Origin of the sequence: Enterococcus alishanensis, from assembly GCF_019218635.1 — a bacterium.
GTDB lineage: Bacteria > Bacillota > Bacilli > Lactobacillales > Enterococcaceae > Enterococcus_A > Enterococcus_A alishanensis.
Window position 1 is genome coordinate 106,250 of record NZ_JAHUZB010000004.1, and the last position, 22,408, is coordinate 128,657.

Annotated in this window: 21 protein-coding genes; 2 read left to right on the plus strand and 19 right to left on the minus strand. The window is 31.9% G+C overall.

Going from position 1 to position 22,408, the window contains the following annotated elements; genetic code table 11:
* Positions 1-62: 62 nt before the first annotated feature.
* The 11 genes from KUA55_RS10875 to KUA55_RS10925 form a co-directional block, all read right to left on the minus strand.
* A complete protein-coding gene (locus KUA55_RS10875; RefSeq protein ID WP_218326295.1) occupies positions 63-746 on the minus strand; it encodes a CpsD/CapB family tyrosine-protein kinase in 684 nt (227 codons plus the stop codon).
* 17 nt (positions 747-763) lie between these two features.
* Complete coding sequence (locus KUA55_RS10880; protein ID WP_218326296.1) at positions 764-1,537, minus strand: YveK family protein; 774 nt, start codon at positions 1,535-1,537, stop codon at positions 764-766.
* 35 nt (positions 1,538-1,572) lie between these two features.
* A complete protein-coding gene (locus KUA55_RS10885; protein ID WP_218326297.1) occupies positions 1,573-2,256 on the minus strand; it encodes a sugar transferase in 684 nt (227 codons plus the stop codon).
* A gap of 285 nt (positions 2,257-2,541) precedes the next feature.
* The gene (locus KUA55_RS10890) at positions 2,542-3,234 is read right to left on the minus strand and encodes a winged helix-turn-helix domain-containing protein (RefSeq protein WP_218326299.1); all 693 of its coding nucleotides are present in this window, start codon (positions 3,232-3,234) and stop codon (positions 2,542-2,544) included.
* Positions 3,212-4,480, minus strand: coding sequence for a glycosyltransferase family 4 protein (locus tag KUA55_RS10895; protein ID WP_218326300.1), 1,269 nt, complete (start codon positions 4,478-4,480; stop codon positions 3,212-3,214). Before KUA55_RS10895 ends, KUA55_RS10890 begins: the two co-directional genes overlap by 23 nt.
* Positions 4,477-5,202, minus strand: coding sequence for a WecB/TagA/CpsF family glycosyltransferase (locus tag KUA55_RS10900; RefSeq protein WP_218326302.1), 726 nt, complete (start codon positions 5,200-5,202; stop codon positions 4,477-4,479). Before KUA55_RS10900 ends, KUA55_RS10895 begins: the two co-directional genes overlap by 4 nt.
* The gene (locus tag KUA55_RS10905) at positions 5,199-6,611 is read right to left on the minus strand and encodes an oligosaccharide flippase family protein (protein ID WP_218326303.1); all 1,413 of its coding nucleotides are present in this window, start codon (positions 6,609-6,611) and stop codon (positions 5,199-5,201) included. The genes KUA55_RS10900 and KUA55_RS10905 overlap by 4 nt, the downstream gene beginning before the upstream one ends.
* Positions 6,608-7,819, minus strand: coding sequence for a polysaccharide pyruvyl transferase family protein (locus tag KUA55_RS10910; RefSeq protein WP_218326304.1), 1,212 nt, complete (start codon positions 7,817-7,819; stop codon positions 6,608-6,610). Before KUA55_RS10910 ends, KUA55_RS10905 begins: the two co-directional genes overlap by 4 nt.
* A 31-nt stretch (positions 7,820-7,850) precedes the next feature.
* Entirely contained in the window at positions 7,851-8,435 is a 585-nt protein-coding gene (locus KUA55_RS10915; RefSeq protein ID WP_246601488.1) for a YveK family protein, read from the minus strand.
* Between the two features lie 104 nt (positions 8,436-8,539).
* Complete coding sequence (locus KUA55_RS10920) at positions 8,540-9,589, minus strand: glycosyltransferase family 4 protein (RefSeq protein ID WP_218326308.1); 1,050 nt, start codon at positions 9,587-9,589, stop codon at positions 8,540-8,542.
* On the minus strand, positions 9,577-10,791 hold the full coding sequence (locus KUA55_RS10925; protein WP_246601489.1) for an O-antigen ligase family protein: 1,215 nt from the start codon (positions 10,789-10,791) through the stop codon (positions 9,577-9,579). Before KUA55_RS10925 ends, KUA55_RS10920 begins: the two co-directional genes overlap by 13 nt.
* A 313-nt stretch (positions 10,792-11,104) precedes the next feature.
* Here KUA55_RS10925 and KUA55_RS10930 point away from each other — a divergent pair, with 313 nt between their 5' ends.
* Positions 11,105-12,658 (plus strand): AcpB/EbpR/MafR family transcriptional regulator, encoded by a 1,554-nt coding sequence (locus tag KUA55_RS10930; protein ID WP_218326310.1) that lies wholly within the window; start codon positions 11,105-11,107, stop codon positions 12,656-12,658.
* Between the two features lie 33 nt (positions 12,659-12,691).
* Here the strand turns inward: KUA55_RS10930 and KUA55_RS10935 are convergent, their stop codons facing one another.
* The 5 genes from KUA55_RS10935 to rlmH all read right to left on the minus strand — a co-directional run bounded on the left by KUA55_RS10935 (position 12,692) and on the right by rlmH (position 18,786).
* Complete coding sequence (locus KUA55_RS10935) at positions 12,692-13,450, minus strand: tyrosine-protein phosphatase (protein WP_218326311.1); 759 nt, start codon at positions 13,448-13,450, stop codon at positions 12,692-12,694.
* Between the two features lie 271 nt (positions 13,451-13,721).
* Positions 13,722-14,240: a YehS family protein gene (locus KUA55_RS10940; RefSeq protein WP_218326312.1), complete on the minus strand. Its 519-nt coding sequence runs from the start codon at positions 14,238-14,240 to the stop codon at positions 13,722-13,724.
* 692 nt (positions 14,241-14,932) lie between these two features.
* Positions 14,933-17,182, minus strand: a complete 2,250-nt coding sequence (locus KUA55_RS10945; protein WP_218326313.1) for a DGQHR domain-containing protein — start codon at positions 17,180-17,182, stop codon at positions 14,933-14,935.
* A 4-nt stretch (positions 17,183-17,186) separates the two neighbouring features.
* Positions 17,187-18,020, minus strand: a complete 834-nt coding sequence (locus KUA55_RS10950; RefSeq protein ID WP_218326314.1) for a DNA adenine methylase — start codon at positions 18,018-18,020, stop codon at positions 17,187-17,189.
* A gap of 286 nt (positions 18,021-18,306) precedes the next feature.
* Positions 18,307-18,786 (minus strand): 23S rRNA (pseudouridine(1915)-N(3))-methyltransferase RlmH, encoded by a 480-nt coding sequence (gene rlmH, locus KUA55_RS10955; protein WP_218326316.1) that lies wholly within the window; start codon positions 18,784-18,786, stop codon positions 18,307-18,309.
* 342 nt (positions 18,787-19,128) lie between these two features.
* Between rlmH and KUA55_RS10960 the strand changes: the two genes are divergently transcribed.
* Positions 19,129-20,418 carry a S1C family serine protease gene (locus KUA55_RS10960; RefSeq protein ID WP_218326317.1) on the plus strand — a complete coding sequence of 430 codons (1,290 nt, stop codon included), beginning with the start codon at positions 19,129-19,131 and terminating at the stop codon, positions 20,416-20,418.
* A gap of 157 nt (positions 20,419-20,575) precedes the next feature.
* On the opposite strand, the gene ytpR is transcribed toward KUA55_RS10960, so the two are convergent.
* The 3 genes from ytpR to KUA55_RS10975 form a co-directional block, all read right to left on the minus strand.
* On the minus strand, positions 20,576-21,187 hold the full coding sequence (gene ytpR / locus KUA55_RS10965; RefSeq protein ID WP_218326319.1) for a YtpR family tRNA-binding protein: 612 nt from the start codon (positions 21,185-21,187) through the stop codon (positions 20,576-20,578).
* 70 nt (positions 21,188-21,257) lie between these two features.
* Entirely contained in the window at positions 21,258-21,899 is a 642-nt protein-coding gene (locus tag KUA55_RS10970; RefSeq protein WP_218326320.1) for an endonuclease III domain-containing protein, read from the minus strand.
* 41 nt (positions 21,900-21,940) lie between these two features.
* Entirely contained in the window at positions 21,941-22,399 is a 459-nt protein-coding gene (locus tag KUA55_RS10975) for a universal stress protein (RefSeq protein ID WP_218326321.1), read from the minus strand.
* Between the last annotated feature and the right edge of the window lie 9 nt (positions 22,400-22,408).

Below are 22,408 nucleotides of genomic sequence, written 5' to 3' on the forward strand. Positions count from 1 at the left end.
TTTTTTCCCCTCTCTTTTTTTCCTTTTATGAATTGAATCTCAACTTAATCATTCATCACCCCCTAATACTTATAATAATTATAATTTCCAGCACTCAGAGATTTGGCACCGTTATAAACAACGCCGATTAAGCGTGCTTTCGATCGCTCTAGTAGGGTTTTACATTTTATTAAATTATTTCGTTTCGTACGATTTTCTCGAACCACTAAAACAACGCCATCAACTTTCGATGAGAAAATTTGAGCATCTGTTACTACTAAAAGCGGTGGTGAATCGACGATAATAAAATCATATTTTTCCTCCACCTGTTGAAAAATTTCATTTAAACGATTTGAATTTAACAGCTCTGAAGGATTAGAAGGAATCGGTCCTGCAGGTAAAAAGTCTAAATTTTTAATTTGTGTTCTTTGAATAGCCTCTTCAAGTGAACTACCAACATTACTTAACAATGTGCTTAAACCAGCAACTGTGCCAGTACGTAAATTAAAAATTTTTCCAGCAGTTGCTCGGCGTAAATCACCATCAATCAATAGTACTTTTGTATTGGTTTCTGCCATGACGACCGCTAAATTTGAAGCCAAGGTCGTTTTTCCTTCTTCCTGTTCAGTTGATGTAACCAAAAGTAATTTCATTGGTCTTCCAGATGAAGCAGCAAATTGAATACTTGTTCGTACGTTGCGATATTGCTCGGTAATTGGTGAAAATCTGTTTTCAATCGCAATTAATCGGTTTTCTCTTTCTCTCATTGTTCGCTACTCCTAATTTAAACTCTTTTTCTTCTTCTTCTTGAAACACTGTTTGAAGTGCCTGTGAGATCTCTTTTCAAAAGATCTTTATCTTTAGCAGACATTTTCATATCTACATTTGTCGTATGAGGAATAATTCCTAGTGCACTGGTACCAAAAATTTCAAAGACTGTTTGTTCAGTTTTTATTGTTTGATCAAGGCTAGCTCGTAACAGGACAAATAAAAATCCAACCATTCCTCCAATAAATAAACTCAACACTAAATTTAATTTATGATTTGGTGAAAAAGGATTTCGACTTGCTGTTGCTTTACTTGTAATCGAAATTTCACCTGGTATCTGACTATCTTCCAGTGCTTCCTGAAATACTTCAGAAGTTGTGTTGGCTAAATAAGAAGCCAACCTAGGACGATCGCTAACTGCTCGAATGGAAAAAAAAAGCGACTCCTGCTGTTGTTCCAGCGTGATTGCTTCTCTTAATTGACTAATAGACATATTCTGATTTTCTTCAGATTGCAGCTCTTGTTGCACTTCGCCTAAAACTAAGTCACTTAATACCAGTTCTTTATAAGTTTTTACTAATTGTAAATTGGCAGTAATTTCATTTGAAATATTTTCTTCAGTCGTTTTGGTCGCAGCAATCATTTGAGTCTGCGAACTGTACTTTGGTGTAATCCAGAAAAAAGAAATATACCCACCAATCAATAATCCCGTGATACTACAAAAAATAATAATGGGTAGTTTTTCTTTAATTGTTTGAAGTAAAAAGGTGAAATTGAATTTTTCATCCATAATAATTTGTTGCCTCCGATAATTTATGTACTGGTCTAATAAGCTCCGTCATGGGTGATAATGACTAAAAAAGTTTTTAGCATGATTTTTAAATCAAAAAGAAAACTCCCTTTATTTATGTAGCTTATATCTAAGCTGATCATTTCTTCAAAATGAAGTTTATTCCGTCCACTTACTTGCCAAAGACCGGTACATCCAGGTTTTACAAGTAATCTTAAACGATGATAAGCCGAATATTGATCAACCTCTTTAGGTAGAGCTGGTCGTGGCCCCACAATCGACATGTCTCCCTTTAATACATTTAATAATTGTGGAAACTCATCAATGCTAAACTTTCGTAAAAAATGACCAACACGAGTAATGCGCGGGTCACGTTTTATTTTGAACATTGGGCCTTGAATTTCATTTTTTTCAGTCAAGTCTGCCAAACGTTTTTCTGCGTTCACAGACATCGTCCGAAACTTATATAGGATAAAATACTTCCCATTTTGACCAACTCGCTTTTGACTAAAAAAAACAGGTGCTTTAGGATCTTCTATTTTAATCAGCAAGCTCACTAAAGCAAAAGGAATTAAAAGAACAATGAGCCCTACAAAACTGATAATAATATCGATAAGTCTTTTGGTTTTACTTCCCAAAAAGTCGGAATAAGCCAAACTTGTTTTGTTTTTTAAATCAAATTTTCCTATTGCAGGATTATTCTCATAAATGTTATTCATCTTTTCACTTCCAAATGATCGGTAAATTACCGATATATTTTTCTTTATTAATAAGACCTTGTTCTTTAGAGTCATTACAGCTAACAAAGTAATAATAAAACAGAAGGGAATTAATGAACCATCAATTAATTGTCTCTTTTTTGAATTTTTATATTCAAAAAATACTATTTTTTTAAATCAGAATGATATTTAATGCAAGTTTCTTTCTTTTTTTGTTAATTTTTCGTTTTTTTTAGATTTTTAATTAAAAATTCTCTATAAAAATTAATATTATCTAACTTTCAGCTAACCTGCCTTATTTTCAATTAATTGATAGAAATCATCTGAAATTTTATAACCTTTCCCCCATGAGGTATCAATCGGGTTGCAATATAGCCCACTTTTTTCGACTTTTTCTTTGATGTTACGGACACAGGTGGACAAAGCAGATAGTCTTGAATTAGTAACTTCTTCTTTTCCCCAAATTTTTTCAATCAGTTCTTGTCTCGAAACGTACAGTCCTTTATATTCATACAAACAATTCAAAAGTAAACTTTCTTTTTTTGATAAGCCAAAACTATAAAAATGATATTTCTTTTTATAATTTCCTTTATCTATTTCTGCGATTTCTGTTTGGAGAACTGTCTGGCACAATTCTCGAATCTCTTCCAATGAAGCATCACTTTTGATCCATTGATCTATACTGTACTCTGTTCGTTCTTCTTCATAATTTTTTGCAAATTTACTTTCATACTTTCTGAAAATAGCAGGAACTTGATTACGAATATTGAACATTAGTTCATCCAATTCTTGGTAAGAAATAGTTTCACTTAAGATTACTGCATCAAAACAAGTAACTAATTGCGTAGTTTTTTTCGCCATCAAATGAAAATCGCTTATCAGACAAGTACTACAAAAAACTTCATGGTTTAATTGTTGTAGTTTATTTTGGAAACTTGATTCAGCTAATACATTTTTAGTCAAGATTAATATTTTCATGACTTTCCTCCTTCTTTAACTGTTCGGTTTCAGTTAATTGTTCTATACTCCTAACAAATTCCTCATAGTAGCGTTTTTGTGAATGTCGGTTTCTTCCTTTTATTGCCTGATCACTTAATCGCTTACGAAATTTATCATCGTGAATTAATCGATCTAACCCTTTGGCGAAATTATTTATATAATTTTTATCATAATCAATTAGAAGCGCACTATCTTCACTGATATATTCTGGAACTCCACCAATTCTAGTGACAATTACTGGTACCCCCATTGCTTGTGCTTCGACAGCCGAAAGACAACAAGTTTCATGAAAGATTGATGGAACGGCGCAAATATCGGCTGCTTTTAAATAAGAAGGAACCTCTGTCTTTTTTATATAGCCGGTGAATCTTACTTCGATCGGTAGTTGTTCTGCTTGAGCCATGACTTTTTTGAAGTAGCTATCCTTTTTAATTGCGCTATAAGTTGTACCACCTAGTATCAGAACTTTCACATTTTTTTTAAATTTAACTTTATCTAAGGCTGCTAGCAGTAAATGTACTCCTTTGGTTTCCGTAATTCGCCCAGAAAATACAATGACACAATCGTCTTTTTTTAGACTTAATTCCGACCGAAGTGTTTGTTTCTCAATCGGGCTTGCCATTTGATAATCTTCTAATTTAATCCCATTATTTACTCGATAAAAGGGTGGCACTTCTTTGACTTTGGGAATTTTCTTTATTTGTTTAGCTAAAAAATCGCAGACTGACATGACTCCATCTAACTGTTGTAAAATTTCCTTTCCATTCATAGTTTGGTCATTTAAATAATCATTGTGTAAATAGACCGCTAATTTACCTGAATAAAATGTCCGAATAATGGGAATTCTTTCAGGACAATTTAAGTCCACTAGACAATCGACTGCAGTATTCTGCAAATAATCTTGAGCTTTAGTCATTATCTCTGGGTGGGGAATCAAATTCTTTTTTTTCCCAGTTAACATGAACCGCACTTTATTCAAAACTTTTTGCATGAACCACCTTAAAGGACGTTCTCTTGTTTTGACTGCGATCACCTTACTAAACTTGTGAGTTTTATTAAAAACGGTAATGGCCACATCATCTTTAGATACTATGATTAATTCTAATAATTGATGTTTCTCATTTTCCTCAATTAAAGAATCTAATAAAGTTTCAACAGCACCGCCTTTTACTGCTGGAATAGGCAGTTTCCCATAAGTGAGTAACATTACCCGAAGCTTCTTCATTTAAATTTCTCCTTTATCACTAAGTAAATGAAATAAATATTCTCAAAAACATAGCGTTTATAAAGTCTTTTCGGTTCTTTCATAAACCGGTGTAGCCACTCCAGGCCACTTTGTTGCATCCATGTAGGCGCTCGTGAAATTTCTCCTGCCAACACATCAAAACTACCGCCTACCCCCATCAGTAAATTAGCATTGAACTTCCTTTTATACTTAGCAACAAATTCTTCCTTGTAAGGAGAAGTCATTCCAATGAATAAAATTTGCGGATGACACTCAGCAATTTCTTTTACTACAGCTGTCTCATCCTTGAAGTACCCATTTTGAGCACCAACAATATTCAAATTTGGATACTGTTGTTTGAGTACTATTAATAATTGTTTTAAGATGCGTTCTTTAGTACCCAAAAAATATAAACTCAAACCATTTTTTTCAGCACTTTTAAGTAACTCTGTCATGGTGTCAATGCCGGTAACTCGTTCGATTTTCTTTTTTTTAAGCCACCGACAAGCCCATACAATCGAATAACCATCGGCACTCACCATGTCGGCTTGTTGAATAATTTTTTTTATTTTAGGATCTTTTTGACAAAGAACTACTTTATTAGAATTCACCCCAATGTGTTCAATTACCTCGTTATTTTTGATTCTCTCCACCATTTCATCAACAGTTTCCTGCAAATTTCCATTATCTATTAGGAGGTCAAATAATTTTATTTTTTTCATTTTAACGCCCCTTTCTGACCTGAATTACTACGGTATAATCCAATTAGAACAATCAAAAAAATAACTAGCCCTTGACTGGTAAACAGGAATATTTTGGAGAATCCTCCCCACTGTTTCAACATGATCTGAACAATTAATAAACCCAATTGTAAAAACATCGTTCCAGTAGTTAATTGACTGTCCATTAAATGATTAGTTTGTCGTTTACGTAAATAAAAAATGATGAAAAAACCTAAGCTAGAAGCTAAAGACGCTCCATTAATGCCAATTAATGGGATTAATGATAGGCTACCTACCAAATTCACTGCTGCTCCGATTAATGAAGTAGTCAAAATTCCTTTTGTTTTTTTCACTACTATATAAGTAGTGCCAAAGAAACCTGAAATACAGGAGAAAAAATTACTAATCAATAAAAGAGGAATGTACGCTTTAGCAAAATAAAATTCTTTAGACAATAAAACGGCTGCTAATGGATCCAAAAATAGTAAGATCATACCTGAAGAAAACAATAAAAAGGTACTGTAGTGATTAAATACTTTTTGAAAAAAGAGACCCGCATCTTTTTTATGATATTGCTCAACTGCGGATAACTGCCAAGCTTGCATAAAAATAGCACCAAGCACCGATAATAAATTAGGTATTTTGCTTGCAGCAGCGTACATTCCATTACTTGCTACCCCTAAGAAAAAGGTCATAATAAAACGACTAGAGGTAGTCAATATCCACCACATTGCAGAGTTTGGAATTAGTGGCAAACTATACTTAATGATTTGTTTGCTTTGAAAGCTGCTTGCCGACTTTTTAAAAAACATATCCTTCCAAGAAATATTAAGAACTAAAAAAATTAATGAGAAACTATTGGCAACTACTAATGACAAGAAATAAGCTACCAATTTGTTATTTATTTGCCGAAAGAATAGAATACCAAAAAGTAAAGTCAGCAATGAAAGAATAATGCCGTTTGCTGCATAGATTTTTAATTTACCAACCGCTTTGATATATTGCATAAGAATTAATTGAAATGATTGAATTGTTAATAGAACAAAACTTAGCAACCCAATACTTGAAGAGATTGTCCAATGTAGCCCAAATAAATAGACAATTAATAGCAATACTCCCGAAAAAGCAAGACCTATCAAATTAATTCGTAAAGCTACTGATAACCAGCTCATCTGTTCTTTTTTGCTTTTACTATCTAATACAAAACGCAATACACCTTCTGAGACACTTAAACTAACAATTGGAAGTAAAAGATTAATTGTATTTATCAATAAATCGGCAGTTCCATACTGTGCTTTAGTTAGATAGTAGGTATAAAAACCTACTAAAAAAAAGGTAATTAATTTGCTCCCAAAACTACCAATAGCAAAAATCAGCGAATCATTGAATAATTTTTTATATTGATTCATAGATCTGTCAAACTGTTCTGAATAGTTTTCATGATCTGATAATTAATTGTAAAAGCACTTTTCATATCTTCTTTAGCTTGTTTCACCTGATTGATCATTTGCTGATTATTGTCTAATCTTTCATCTACTTTTTTTATTAATAGTTCAGTGTTTACATGTAATTCTTCTATCGGAAAAACATCATTCTCAATGCTAAGATTTTTAAACATTTCAACAACTTTTTGTTGCCAAGATAATCCGATAATAGGTATATATTGTGAAACTGCCACAATCATCGAATGCATCCTAGTACCAATTACTAGATTCAAAGTTTGATATAACGTGAGTAACTCTTCTTTATCTTTAATAGGAACCAATTTTACTTGCGGCTGTCTTTGAAACTCACTATAAATAGTTTCAATTGTTTCATAATCTTGAACTTCAGAAGAGAATAAAATTATCTCTCTTTGTTGGTCAACTAGACGTAGAATTAAAGCTGTTAAATCTTTTAAGTACCGTAAATATTCTTTCTGTGAGCAACCAGTAATCCGGTAATCAATCACACAAATACCAATACGCTGGAATCCATCGCGTTGAGCTTTTAATTGCTCGAAAGATTTTTCTGCTGGTAAAAGAAACACTGGGTCAACTGAAGGGTAAACTGCAGGATGATGAGAACCATTCATGTATTGCCAAGATCGGTAATCGCGAAAAGTAATATAGTCACATTTTTTTAATGTCTCAACAGCCGCTTGCTTTTGTTTTTCAGTACAAAAGGGACCAATACCAATTGAACTTACAAATATCGGCACTTGATATTGTTTTGCCAAAGTCACTACTTGATCAAACCGTTGCGCAGATAACGTAACTGGTGATAAATCAAAAATCGCATTTCCACCTCCAATTACTAAAAGATCGGTTTGCTTCAAAGCCTCTTCAAATCGTTGGATACTTTCCGGATCATACATTTTTTTGCGAGATTTTAGCCACTTATTATGGCTAACCAAATTTTTTACAAAAGGTAATTGGCGAAAGTACTTATAATAGATGTTATGAACTTCCGATCGACGAACTAAATTTTTATCTAGCTGAATTTGAGAATCCTCAAGTAATTTGTAACTAAATTTACGTGTCTCAATACCAGTCAATAACTCTTTAGATAAAACTTCAGCTATCAAACGATCTCCTATATTTGTACTGTCAATGAAACTTACTAATATTGCTTTCATTTGTTAAACTCTACTTTCATATTTTCTGTATTTAGTAATAATCAATAACTCCGATAACTTCTACCCCGATCAGGGACTGGACGGTTTCCGAGTTTTGAATGTATTTTCTTTTATATAAATTGTCCCAAATAAAACTACAAGAAGTGCTTAAAATAAAACTCAGTAACAGAGCTTCAATTAATAATTTAGAAAAACTAGGCGAACGGCTGGTCTCAGTTGATTCTGCTGCAAGAACAAAAACTTCTCGCGGTAAATGATTTTTTTCAACTACTTTTGGAAAGTTTTTCCCTATTGATCTAGCTATTTTTTGACTTTGCTCAGAGCTATCAGTAGTAACAACTACAGTGAATATTTGTGAATTGATACTGCTGTTGACTGTCAGAGCATTCAAAATTTCTGACCAATTTTTTTGAGGATTATCTTTTTGAATTTGTTGAATCATGGTGTCACTTTTAACCATTTCTTTGTATGTTTCCACTAGTTTGATATTGCTGTTGATGATTCTATTTTCAATTTCTTGTTCATCTTCCTCTTCAAAAGAATTTTTTTCAGTCTGTTCATCTGTTGCTGACAATAAAAAAGAAACATGATTAGAATATTGAAAACCCTTTGTCAAGGCACAGCCTGCACAACCTATCACCGTGAATAAAAATGTCATTATCACAATACTTTTCTTGTGCAACCAAAGAAAATATATGAAATCTTTAAATGAATACATGATTACTCCTTTCCTGTCTCAGATAATGATTCATATACGTTTTCCCAAATTAAAAAATAAGCTGAAATAGAAAAATGGTCTTCAATTTTTTGCTTGGCATGAACAGAAAAGTCTTTTCGTTTTTCTACATTAGAAAAAAAGTTCAAAATATCTTCTTCCATTTGATCAACGTCACCTGGTACAACTAAAAAACCATTCTTCTTGTCCTCTAAGACCTGCTTAATCCCGCCAACATCAGTTGCCAAATTAGGAACCCCAAAAGCCATCGTTTCCAAAATAGCCATTGGAACACCTTCATGATAAGAAGGCAGTAAGTGTAAAGCACAATCCGCTAAAAGATCTTGTTGATTTGTTGTCCAAGAATGCAGCTCAATATTTTTGCAATCAAGTTGTTTTATTTTTTCAATAATATTAACTGTCGTTTCATCAGTATCACCGAAAAGATGAAATCGTAGTTTTGGTATTTTTTTTTCAAGTCTTGATGCAACTGTGACAATGTCCTGACTGCCTTTTCGTTCACAGATTCGACCGAAAGTAAGAATGTTCATTGATTGAGCTTGATAATGATTATCTTGTGGTACATAAACAGCATTATGAATCACGATTACTTCTGTCTTTGTCAAAGACTGATAATACACAGCCCACTCTTCACTAAGAGCCACAATTAAATCGATTTGATCCAATATTTTACGAATATATTGTTTCTTTTTTACAGATGCTTGTTGGTAAAATTTTTCAAAATTTGGTGCATGCATATGAAAAATAGTTTTTGTTCCTTTTTTGACTGCTTTTAACAAAACAGATTTTCGGTAAAAACTAGCATCTTGCGACACGTGAAAATGAACAATTGCTATTTTTTTGGTATGGGTTTTGTGCCAAAGTTGTCCAAACGACTGTAAAGCATAGCGTAATTTGTAATTTTCATGCCAAGAAAATAGATAATCTATTTGCAAATTATTATTTTCGGGGAAATATTGAATAAAATTTTTAATAACTGTTGAAATCCCACCCTTGCCAGTACTTTCTGGTCCTACCATAATTATTCTTGACATACTTGCTCCTTCTTTACTTCTTGGATAAACATGCACATAAAACCAAACACCGTTGCCGATAATGCTGAGAAAAATACATGTCCCACTAAAAGACTATATATAATGGTAAAAACTAATAAAAAAATGCTGAATTTATTCGCTTTTCGATACAAGGCTACTTTTAAAAAATAAACTATCACTGCTATAAGAATCATAGTTCCGATAATTCCATAAGAAAAAAACATATCAAAAAAATCCATTTCGACTAATCCGCCTCTTCTTCCATACCAATTCCAACGGTTTTCAAAACCTTGGCCGAACCAAAAAATATATTGATTATCAGGCAATTGTAAAAAATTATCTACAGCTTCTTTAAGATAGACATTTCGAGAGCTCATAAATAGCCTTACCCAATCGTCTTGATACAGTGTTCTAAAATAAGCAAATCGTTGTAGCACTCCAGATAGAGATCCTAATATGAACTCTTTTCCTTTTACTAATAGAAAAAAAAGCATAGCTAACAAAAATTCAAAAACAAAAAATTGTTCATATAATGTTTGACTTCGATAGCGATAAAGAAAATGGAAAATCAAATAAATAGAATAGATCAAACCAGCCAACAATCCTGACTTTGTTCCTAAAATCAATAAACAATACATATCAAGAAAATAAAGAATCAATAAGTAACCGGCAGGGATCGATCTTCTTTTTCGTTGAATAAGCAGCCAGCCCATGAAAAAAAGCATAATTAAAAAAGCATAAGCGATATCATTCGTTGCAAAATAAAAACCTTTAAAACCAGCTGTATCATCATATGTGCTATTCCCTAAACCAAGAAAATAAGGGATAATTAAGCCCCCAATTAATAGAACATTTAAGGAGATGGCTACGTTCATAATTTTTTTAATTGACAAATATTCTTCAAATTGATTAGCAAAAAAAGGAATCAACAAGCACAATGAAAAACGAATAACATAAGAAAATTCTTCTATTAATAAAGAAATAGTCGTTTCAAAAAAAATAGTTTGAACAATACAGAGTATTATAAATAAAAAGAGTGAAATAATTAGTAGAGCATAACTACCATTAAGTTTTATGCCTTTTGATAAAACACCGTATATTATGTATGCAATAAAAAATATTCGATAAGCTGTTCCTAAAGGAATATTATGCCCATAAGATATAAAAACCCCATTAAAAATATCAATTAATGGAAAAATCATTATTAAGTATAAAAAGCCTTGCGCCTTCATTCGATCAATCAAAATGTTTCTCCCCTACATTAGAATTAACAAATTGTCACAACAAATATAATTAATATTATTCTATCTAGTTAGTTAATAAACATCTTTTTTTGTTAGTTTTTAGCATTTTTCTGACAGAATAACTTTATCTTTAACATATATACTTATAAGTGTGATTATTATTAAAACTTAAATTAACAAGTCCTTATTTTTTTCGAATTTATAATTTTTTAAAATATTTACTACATTAAAAATAAGTCATTGACTTATTGGAAGGAGATTATCATGCAAAATGATTCCAATTAATCAACTTGCTGATCTGTTTGATAAAGAAACAGTCACAAAAATTAAAATCATTTATTTCTTTATGGAAAAAAAAACTTGGGTTTCTGTAGATGAATTGTCATTGACATTGGAGATTAATCAACGGACAATTTCAAAGTACCTAACATTTATTGAAGAAGACATTGATACTTTCTCCTTAAACAAAGAAATCGTAATTAAAAGTCATAGTAAAAAAGGCTTTTTTTTAGATTATGACTTTGAGACTGCTTTAGAAGATTTAGTCTTTAAAATTATTGAAGAAACGATTAATTATCAGCTTCTAATGAAAATTTTTTTTTCAAAAATCCCTTCAATTATCCAGTTTTCACATGAATATTACGTAAGTGAATCTTCTTTGTGGCGAATGATTAATAAATTCAGAAAAAAACTTTTACCTAAGGGGATTTCAATCGAACGACGTTCTCTGGAACTAATTGGTAGTGAAATCCAAATTCGTCGATTAAGTCTATCGCTCTTGTTTCATTCCTATACCAAAGACACCTGGCTTTATGGCAGTACAACAAAATTAAAAGTGGAAAAAATTATTAATAAAGTTATTCCTTTCTTTCATTTATGTCTGTCAGACTTTGGGTATAAAAAGCTCTTTTGCATGATTGCAATAGGCATTGAACGGACAAAACAGGGAAAGTACATCACTTTATCGAAAGAATTAAAGGAAAATATTGAGAAAAATGACTTATTTGATCATTTTTTTTATGAATTGAAGGATGTTTTACCAAAAGAATTTTATCATCGAGAAGAAATCGGATTTCTTTTTTTATACATCTTCACAAAAGATGAGGTGTTTAATGACAGTTACATTTTAAAAAAGTTCACGACATTTCATTATGAAAGAAAGACACAGTTATTCCAATCGGTCGAAGCATTTAAAAAAATTTTATTGGATAACCAAAATCTTTTCATTCAAAAAGATGACCTTAAACTGGTTAGTCAAAGTTTATACAGTGCACATTTATGCGCACAAATATTTCATAACGAAAATCAGACGGCAACCAACCTAAATGGCTTATTTGATGTTTCAAACCAGCAGCTACCCATTCATTTAAAGAGTCTTTCAGAAACTTTGATTTCTTTACTGTATAGTGAGACGGGTTTCCCACTTTTTAAAGAAACCAACTTTTTACGTTCAGTTTATTCACTATTACTAGAGTCCCTCACGCTGCTTTCAAAAATCGAAGAACCTTTGCAGATTTTTTTTGAATCGGATCTATCAAGTTTAGAAGAAAAAAAACTCATTAAAACAATCAAAAATGAGTTTATTGATAAATATAAATTAGAAATTTACACCCATAATGATTGTTTATTTAAGAGCAGATCAATGGATTTATTTCTTTCCACTAAAAAAATTTCTGTAGCGGAGCAATCTTTAACACCAAATATCGTCATTCCAACAGAACCAACGAAGCTCGATTTTTATACTTTAGAAAAAATACTAAGCAGTCTTTATCTCAAAAAAAATCAACAAAAAAAATTACCCGAACTAAAAAGCACGAGTAGTTAAAATAATATTTTAACTACTCGTGCTTTATTTTATTCATTTAAAAAAACTGTGTTTTACTTTTCTAAAGGCTGGTCGTTGCACTAGATCACCATTCAACAAATCCTTTGACATCTGTTCCATGTCCCTCGCATATTGTTTACCAAACATTTTTTCAATTTCCTGATAAGCCTCTTTTAAATAAAAACCACGGTCTTTAATACTATGTGCATCAGAAGCCACCATATAAACCAAATTATTTTCCAGCATTATCTTGGCTGCCTTTTGAATTTTCTTACCAAAAAAACCAACAATACTAGGTGCTGTCAACTGAGTTAGTGTACCCATCTCTAAAAAGGGGAGTAAGCGATTTGGATTTTGAGAAAAAATAGCATTGCGTTCAGGATGCACAATTACCGGTACATGGCCTTGTTCAATCAGTTGGAAAAATAACTGTTCAGCATAAGCTGGTACCTCCATTGTTGGAAACTCTATCAATAAATATTGATTCGCTAAATCAACAAATAGAATGTCTTTTTGTTGAATTTCTTTCATCAGATTACTAGTTAAACGTATTTCTTGACCTTCAAACAAAGTTAACTCAATCTTACGCTGATCTAATTGTTGTTGTAAATCTTGAACAGCTGGGATAATTTTTGAAGCAGGGTTATTATAATGACCATTATCATGATGAGGGGTACATAAAATATAGTTAATCCCTTGTCGGATCGCTTCATGAGCCATAGCTATACTCTCTTCCAATGTTTGAGGACCATCATCTATCCCAGGCAAAATATGACAATGTAAGTCGATCACAAATATCACTCCAAATCATTGATTAGACTGCAACAATTTACTTATCAAGTTTTAACGATTTTAAAAAATATTCCATTTTACCAAATAAAATTAATAAGTATTTTTTTGTTCTTATCATTTTAACAAAATACTAGAAATGTTCATGTCAGAATTTGTATACTTTTTGATAAAAAATGATATGATACCCCAGCTAAGACAAAGAAATAATAAAATCTTAGTTAAGGTATCATACTAATTCAGCCTATTTTTTAATCCTCTATATTACAAAAAATCATCGACTATTACGATTTTCTTGACTCCGATAGACCATACCTAATCCTTTTAAGAAATTGCGAGCATATTTATCTCCACAAGGTTTAAAATTACGATGATCTTCTTTTCTCAAAATCGCACCCAGCTCTCCCTTTGAAGGATATACGCCAGCTTCGGCAAAAACTGCTAACATATCATCACTTGTTAAATACAAAGCAATTTTCAATTTCTTTAAAAGGACATTATTGATGTATTTAATATCCTTACTTTTTGGCTGTGCCACACTTTCTGTTTTCTTTTCTTGTTCACCACGCTTAAGTATAATGAAACCATTTAAAAATTTATCCAGCATTTCATTATTGATGGCTTTGGCATACGTATTGTTTTCATTCTCTTTAGGTGTTCCCACCTTAGTTAACATATCTCGCACTTCTTCTTTTGTAACAGTTAAACCACCTAATTCAAAGGCTTTCATTAAGTCATTATCTTTTATATCTATTGCATATCTTAATCGTAGTAATCTGTCGTTATTATTCATTGAGGAGGCTCCTTATTATTTGATATTTTATTTATCAGCATTTTTTTAATCTTATGATATAAAAACCCATCTAGCATTTACGAAAATACTGACAAACCTGTCTTCAGTTATTGTAGCATGGATTAGGTAATCTATAATTATTGATGTGGACGATAATTATTATTGTTTCTCCATTAATGGAGAAATTTATAATATTCATACATTTAAAAAATGGGGATCCCGCAACTTCATGTTGAATAGTAAAAATTATAAGCTAAAATATTTAAGTATTATCTTTTCCATTTTTAATTATTCTCTTTACAAAAAATAAAAAAGAGGCATTCTCAAATACAAATGCACTCTCTAATTTATAGTATTTATGAAAAAAGAAATATTTGATAACTAATTTACTGACGCTTTTAAAGTCAAAGTTAAATTTTTAAAGCGATAAAGTAGTGAAATTTATTTTTACTAAGTTGATCAACATGATAATTATAATAAGGATATATTTAACCAAATGAGATGCTAAAGAATTTTTTTTATAAGCCTCACACAAAAAAGGAAGTTGCTATTTATATATTTTAGAAAAACTAATCTATAAACTACCCAATCTATATTTAATAAGGATATTCAATATATTTTTAAATTTTTCTAAGTGATTTGTATATATCCAAACAATTTTCATGTAAATATTGTAATACTTATTCGTTAGTTTAATATATATTAGATATCAACCAATTGTGTATTTTTTCAGCAAATTTATATTCGTCTTCTTTTACACTCACATACACATGAGAGTTTTCATTTCTTATACTTGATAATTTAACCATCCATTTTGTCTTATCATCCTTCTTTCCACTTCTTCCCTTTTCCTCTGGTAATGTATAATCACTCGCAAATAAATCTTGCCAATTATTTAAAGCAATATCTCTGAAATGTATAAAGTTCAAACATGTCCAAGGATCCACTGCTTCTTCTTTAGGTTTACCATAATTTTTATCAGATGCTAATTTATTCGCTTGATCATATACAGATTTCGGTAGATTATTAAACCAATCATCTCCATATTTCTTCACTAATTTCTTTTTAAAATCTTCACGCATATAAAGCTCGATTTCTCTGATATAAGAATAAGTAACTTCGTTATATCTTTTATCATTATCTTTCCAGAAAGTCACCATGTCCTCAGGCGAAAACTCTGGATAATGCTCATGTAAAGCTTTCTGAAGTGTACGCCAGTATAGTTTTTTCCCATTTCCACCATACGTTTTCTTTATTCTTGTTCGTTCTTCAAACGAAATTTCCTTATAAAAGGAAATGATTGTATCTAAATATGGCTGCATTTCCTTTAAAAGTTCATCAATTTTAACTTCTTTCTGTGTGTCTTTCTTTTCTTCTAATAACAAATTGACTATATCATTCATAATTTTGATCAAGCTATAAATACCAGGGTTAGTAATTAAGAATCTTTTTGTTTTGTCAGTTTCATTCCATTCATTATCTAGGTTTTTTTGAATATACAAAAAGTTTTCCTTCAAAAACTTCATTATAATAATCTCGGTTTCTTTCACAGAACCAGTATCTAATGTTCCTGTAGAGATTAAATCATTGGATTTTTTTGTATATTGGTTAAAGTAATCACTCTGATTTAATGCTTGTTGGATGGTTTCTAGTGTTATATTACAGTAATCAGTAGTTGAGTTCTCACCAACAATGATTCTACGATACAGTGGAGAATCCAATTCTTCAGCTAAATTTTGAGCAATACGAGACTTTAAAGCTACTTGTCTCTCGAATAAATATTTAGATGTTCCAAAAATATCAGATTGTAGTGTGGCCCTTAGATTTTTTGGTACTGCTTTTTGATTTTCATTAATATCCATAAAAAGTTTAACTTGTTCCTGTTTCTCAAGATTGAAAAAAGCTACAACAGGTATTGAGTTAGTCTTAGCAAATCTAGAATTGGCGTACCCATACAGCCTATGTTGTCCATCTATAATATAAGCAGACCTATACAACTGTGGTAAGTGCAGTACGCCAATCTTTGAAACAGCTCCTTGGACTTGTTTTTCTGAATAATCAAAATTTAATTTTTTACTTTGAATATTTATGATTAATGAATTAGGGAAAAATCCACCATCTTCTACAAACGACTGTATTGAATTTAATCTAGTTTTTTTTATTATTCTTTGATAAGTTGGCATCATTTGTCTATTGGCATTGTTCCTATGCAACACATATCCAATTTTTAAAAGTTTCTCTGGTTCAATTGAGAAAGAATAATATTTATGACCGCCCATTTCTCCCTCAATAGCAGGGATTTTATCATCCATCCCTGGAATTTTTTTACCAGCAAATAGATATCCAAGCAACTGATACTTAGCGACACTGCCCAAATGTCTTGTTAACTCTTCGTAATAATCTATATTCTCTTCATTAAAGTGGAATACTTTTTTGTCCATATATGCTATCTCTTGGTCATTTAGAATATAATTTTTAGTTATTAATAATATTACATGCTTTCTTTTTTTTCCATCTGGAAAATCTTTTGCATATCGAATACACGCCTCATGATTATTTACAATTGTTTTTATATCATCTAATAATCCATCCCTTTTTTGAATTTCTTCAGAAAATCGACAATATGCAAAAATAACAGTTTCGTTATCTACAGCAATTATATCTACATCATTAGAACCTATTTCTGTTTTATCAGAATTCATTTTATCAAACCCCATATTATAAAATAAACTCCAGCAGCTATTTAAAAATATTTCTTTTTCGCTTTTTTTCTTCTTTAGTCTTGTAGTATGTTTATACCTTTTTTCTATTTCCCAACCTGATGCAATATATTGATCTGAAGCCTGGTGTTTTAAACTTAAGTAATCATATTCTGCTGAAAAGAATTTCTTTTTCTTATCTAATTCTTTTCCCCCAATTATTTTACTGTATATATTTTCCATAGAATCAGCCCTCCTTTATATTAGTAAATACAAATTCTTTTATTTGCCCTCTATTTGCATTTTTTCCACCAATGGCATTCGCTCTAGATAGATCGTACCTGATATCTTCGTCTTTTTGAAAAATTTCAATAATTTTCTCATGAGCGGCATTTGTAAGAATATAATATGCTCCGCTATCCTTTATGTGATCAATAAAATCACTTAATCTGTATTGATCTTCTAATGAAAAAAGTTTTTGATTATATTTTATAAAACCATTCTCATTGTGTGATACAGTGTACGGAGGGTCCAGAATGATTAAATCACCTTCTTTAATTGCATCAGCGTTTTCATAAAAATCTCCATAACGAATATTAGCATATTGTAATCTCTCACTAACCATGAAAATATTGTCTTCCTCTATTGGATAATTACTTCTAAAGCCAAATGGAACATTATATTTACCCTCATTGTTTACTCTATAAATACCATTAAAAGAGGTTTTGTTGAGATATATAAATTTTGCAGCTCTTAAGATAGGATCTTGTATATCTTTACTCCTCATTTCATAATAAAAACTTTCGTCATTTTTATAGGATTTTAATTCTGTAACAATTTTTTTAGGATCTCGTTGAACAGCCTTGTAAGCATTTATCAAATCTTCGTTTAAATCAGATAAAAAAATATCTTTTTTGGGGTTGATCGAAAGAAAAAGTGCCCCTCCGCCCAAAAAGGGTTCAAAATAATTATTAAATTTCTTTTTTTTTAAAATAGTACCCAAATATTTTATTAACCAAGTTTTTCCCCCAGCCCATCTCAGAAATGGTTTAGGTATTTTTTCCTCATCTTTATTGTTCATTTTAATCTCCATAAATTTATTATTTTATTACTAAAACTTTTTTTAATCATTATTTAAATGCTACTAATACATTTAGTACAGCAAAGGATACTTCTGTATGTCTATATTCACTCTTAGATCACTAATAGAAAAATACTCTTTATATACTAACGATACCTAAGATTTATTTCACTATAATTATACACTAAAACTTTTATTGAATATTCCTATTTTCATTTTTCATTAAAAATCAACTTTTTAATATTCATCTTTTTAATAAATTTTTAATTCATAATATTACAACTACTCACTTATGATAAGGCTCCCCCATATTAATCCGAAAAGCCCGATAAATCTGCTCAACTAAAATCAAGCGCATCAATTGATGGGGATAAGTCATTTTACCAAATGAGATTTGCGTGTTGCTTCTTTTGATTACTTCTTGGCTTAAGCCTAGTGATCCGCCGATGACAAAGACAAATTGGCTTTTGCCGCTGACTTGTAGGCGATCGATTTCGGCAGCAAAGCTTTCGCTGCTGGGATTTTTTCCTTCTATTGCTAGGGCGTAGACGTATTCTTGCTCTTTTATTTTGGCTAAGATTCGTTGGCCTTCTTTTTCTTTGACTTGACGCATTTCTGCATCACTTAGTTTTTCCGGTGCTTTTTCGTCGGGTACTTCGATTAATTCAATTTTGGCATATTTAGATAGTCGTTTGGTGTATTCGGCAATCCCTTGAATTAAGTATTTTTCTTTTAGTTTCCCCACTGAAATAATTTTGATATTCATTTTGTCTCCTCTTTTCCACTTTTTTATCCACATTAATCACAGGCTTATCCACAAAAATTTGGATTATTTTGCCTTTTTTACCAGCTTTTTGGATACAAACATATGTTTTCCCCAGAGTTATCCCCGTTATCCACAGATTTGTGGATAACTATTTGTTTTGATTTTTTTAGTTATTCATAGTTTTTCCACTTACCCTTGTGGACAAATTTATACCTTATTTTACTATTTACAGAAATTTTTCCCAATCTTCTTCATAAAAAGTTCAAATCAACGTAGTAGACTAATCTCATACAAAGATACTATACTTTAAATAAGATTAATAATAGTTGGAGGAAATTAAACATGGAAGAAAAAGATTTTATCCCTACCCCTAGTCCTAAAAAACCCCGCAATGGCTTGAAACGCTTTTTGACAGGTGTTGCCGGGGGCGTGGTTGGTGCAGGAGTAATTTTAGGAATATTTTATTTTGCTAATGGGCTGGGTTCATCGAATAACACGAGTGGCTCGCCTTCTGCTGGATCGACACAGGTCAGTAATGTTAAAGTAGATTCTAGCTCAGATATTACTGAGGCAGTAGAAAAAGCACAAGATGCAGTTGTTTCAGTTGTTAATTTACAAAATGCGCAATCAAATTCTGATTGGTCAAGTATTTTTGGTGGTGGCAATAGCCAAAGTGATTCTAGCGATAATAGTGGTGCTTTAGAGGAATCTTCTGAAGGTTCTGGTGTGATTTACAAAGTTGAGGGCAATACTGCTTATATCGTAACAAACAATCACGTAGTTGAAGGACAAAATGGTTTAGAAGTATTGCTATCTGATGGTAGTAAAGTGACGGCTGAGTTAGTCGGAACAGATTCTTATACTGACTTAGCTGTTTTGAAAGTTGATTCTGACAAAGTAAAAGATATTACGCCAGCAACATTTGGTGATTCGGACAACTTAAAAGTGGGTGAAACTGCGATTGCGATTGGTTCTCCTTTAGGTTCTCAATATGCTAATTCAGTTACTTCTGGGATTATTTCTTCATTGAATCGTCAAGTAACTAGCCAAAATGAAGAAGGCCAAACAGTAAATATCAATGCAATCCAAACAGATGCAGCGATTAATCCTGGGAACTCTGGTGGTCCACTAGTAAATGCAGCTGGTCAAGTTGTCGGCATTAACTCAAGTAAAATTGTTCAAACTGAATCAAGTGTCAGCGTAGAAGGAATTGGTTTTGCCATTCCAAGTAATGATGTTGTCTCAGTAATTAATCAAATTGAAACTAGCGGCTCTGTTAGTCGTCCTGGTCTCGGCGTTTCGATGGTTGATTTAGCAAATATCACTAGCGAACAACAATCACAATTCTTGAAGAACCTTCCTGAATCAGTGACTCAAGGTGTCGTAGTTGCTAACGTGACTGCTGGTACTCCTGCTGATGAAGCTGGTTTGAAACAATATGATGTCATTACAAAAATTGGTGACACTGAAGTAGACACAGGTGTTGAATTACAATCAGCTTTATACAAACATAAAATTGGTGACACCGTGAAAATTACTTACTATCGCGATGGAAAAGAAGAAACAGCTGAAGCGAAATTAACTATGGATGCTTCACAACTTACTTCATCAGCAAGTAATCAAAATCAATAAGTTTTTTGAAGATCGTCCTTTGACGGTCTTCTTTTTTTCACAAAAGAGGCAGCAACATCAGCCAAAACAGATTCAAAATATTGGTACAGCACTCATTAAAAACTGCTACATACTATTTTTTATCTGTAAAAAGACTGATGTCACAGCCTCTTAAAATCTATTTCCCAATCGGGAACGCTTCACCAGTCGGCGTATCTTCTGGTAAAACTAAAATTCCTTGCCCTGTTTTTGCGTCAGGTAAGTGTAATTCTGCTGCTGAACAAATCATGCCAAAACTTTCTATGCCCCGTAATTTCCCTGGCCAAATCATCATGCCATCTGGCATCATAGCACCAGGTTTAGCTACGACCACTTTTTGACCAGCGGTAATATTTTTTGCTCCGCAGACAATTTGTAATACTTGTCCATTGTCAATTTCTGTTTCAGTAATATGTAAATGGTCTGAATCTGGATGGTCAACACTTGTTTTAACATAACCTACAACAAATTTTGGTTCATTATCATCAGGTAAACGTTCTTCAAAACCTGCATTTTTTAGTTCTTGATTTAGTAAATCAATTTCTTTTTCAGATAAAAATTGTTGTCCATCTTTTTTAAAAATCATTAATCTTGAAATATCAAAGAAATTCCAAGCAACTGTTGTGCCGTCAGGTATACTAATTCTGGCAACATTGCCTTTTCTTTCAGAAATATTATCCATTTGATGATCATCTGCAATGAGTACCATTAAAGTATCACCGACATTTTGTTTATTATAAGCAAAAATCACTTTGCATCCTCCTTCTCTATACAACAGATAATCTTACCAAAAACTCTGTAACTTTTGCATGAGATTTTTTTCATCTAGTCAAATCTTTATCTGGATATTGACAGGTTTCCAACAGCGGACAATTTTTACAGTGAGGTTTTTTCAAACAATGCGCTTTACAGTGTTCATCAATTAACGCGTGAAATTCTTTAGCTTGATTAGCTGGCCATTGATTAACCTCTGGTTGATATATATTCCGCATCTTATTGTAGTCTGTATTCTTTCCAAAGCCTAAGCGTTCGAACAAACGTCGAGCATAATTATCTGCTACAAAAACGGGGCGATTATATAAATAAAGCATCATTACATCTGCTGTTTCATTACCAATACCATAAATATTTAACAGTTCGATTCGCAAATCTTCAGTGGGTATTTTTTCAACTATTTCTTTCGAATGTTCGACTAACCATTGATAAACTGCCCGCAGTCTTTTGGCTTTGATTTTGTAATAGCCGCTAGGTCGAATTAATGTTGCTAAATTATCTTCTGGTAACGATAATACCGTCTCTAAATCAGTTAAATACGGACGTAAATTCACCATCGCTTTTTCCACATTGACTGAATTCGTATTTTGAATCAACACCATTTCAGTCACTGAAAAAAGTTGATTATGGACATCCCACCATTTTTGTTGACCATAATGATTTTCTAACTGTTGAAATAATTTATCCATCTTTTCTCCATTAAAAAAGCTGGCTCCCACCAGCTTTTGCTTTATTTTTCAACACTTGGATGAACGATCAAGACATCACAGACTGCTTCTTTAATAGTATAACTAGCCACGCTTCCAGTCATAAATCGCTCCACTGCGTTTAAACCAGATTGACCTACCATCACTAAATCAATATCATATTTTTCTGGCAAGGTACGAGCCATCGCTTCTTTGGCCGATCCGTAGGCAACAATCCCTTCGATTCGATCATAACCCATATCTTTAGCGACTTGTTTACATTCTTCAATTAATTTTTTGGCATCTTCGGTTTGTTGGTCAATAATACTTTCATTTAAAGGTGAGTAGCCCATAAAACTGTATAATTGATGATCAATCACATTTGCAACAAAAACAGTTCCGTCATTTCGTTTAGCAACTGCTACTGCTTTTTTGAATGCTTCCATCGCTTGCTCACTACCGTCAGTTCCAACTAAAATATTTTGATATGTTTGTGCAAACATCCGCTCTCG

Bases quoted from the DNA above. Each gene is read 5' to 3' on its own strand.
- KUA55_RS10910 (WP_218326304.1), bottom strand. From the start codon at position 7,819: ATGAAAGCAATATTAGTAAGTTTCATTGACAGTACAAATATAGGAGAT.
- KUA55_RS10960 (WP_218326317.1), top strand. From the start codon at position 19,129: ATGGAAGAAAAAGATTTTATCCCTACCCCTAGTCCTAAAAAACCCCGC.
- KUA55_RS10930 (WP_218326310.1), top strand. From the start codon at position 11,105: ATGATTCCAATTAATCAACTTGCTGATCTGTTTGATAAAGAAACAGTC.
- KUA55_RS10975 (WP_218326321.1), bottom strand. From the start codon at position 22,399: ATGTTTGCACAAACATATCAAAATATTTTAGTTGGAACTGACGGTAGT.
- KUA55_RS10895 (WP_218326300.1), bottom strand. From the start codon at position 4,480: ATGAAGAAGCTTCGGGTAATGTTACTCACTTATGGGAAACTGCCTATT.
- rlmH (WP_218326316.1), bottom strand. From the start codon at position 18,786: ATGAATATCAAAATTATTTCAGTGGGGAAACTAAAAGAAAAATACTTA.
- KUA55_RS10950 (WP_218326314.1), bottom strand. From the start codon at position 18,020: ATGAACAATAAAGATGAGGAAAAAATACCTAAACCATTTCTGAGATGG.
- KUA55_RS10920 (WP_218326308.1), bottom strand. From the start codon at position 9,589: ATGTCAAGAATAATTATGGTAGGACCAGAAAGTACTGGCAAGGGTGGG.
- KUA55_RS10970 (WP_218326320.1), bottom strand. From the start codon at position 21,899: ATGGATAAATTATTTCAACAGTTAGAAAATCATTATGGTCAACAAAAA.
- KUA55_RS10880 (WP_218326296.1), bottom strand. From the start codon at position 1,537: ATGGATGAAAAATTCAATTTCACCTTTTTACTTCAAACAATTAAAGAA.
- KUA55_RS10900 (WP_218326302.1), bottom strand. From the start codon at position 5,202: ATGAAAAAAATAAAATTATTTGACCTCCTAATAGATAATGGAAATTTG.
- KUA55_RS10925 (WP_246601489.1), bottom strand. From the start codon at position 10,791: ATGATTTTTCCATTAATTGATATTTTTAATGGGGTTTTTATATCTTAT.
- KUA55_RS10885 (WP_218326297.1), bottom strand. From the start codon at position 2,256: ATGAATAACATTTATGAGAATAATCCTGCAATAGGAAAATTTGATTTA.
- KUA55_RS10905 (WP_218326303.1), bottom strand. From the start codon at position 6,611: ATGAATCAATATAAAAAATTATTCAATGATTCGCTGATTTTTGCTATT.
- KUA55_RS10890 (WP_218326299.1), bottom strand. From the start codon at position 3,234: ATGAAAATATTAATCTTGACTAAAAATGTATTAGCTGAATCAAGTTTC.
- KUA55_RS10945 (WP_218326313.1), bottom strand. From the start codon at position 17,182: ATGGAAAATATATACAGTAAAATAATTGGGGGAAAAGAATTAGATAAG.
- KUA55_RS10875 (WP_218326295.1), bottom strand. From the start codon at position 746: ATGAGAGAAAGAGAAAACCGATTAATTGCGATTGAAAACAGATTTTCA.
- KUA55_RS10940 (WP_218326312.1), bottom strand. From the start codon at position 14,240: ATGAATAATAACGACAGATTACTACGATTAAGATATGCAATAGATATA.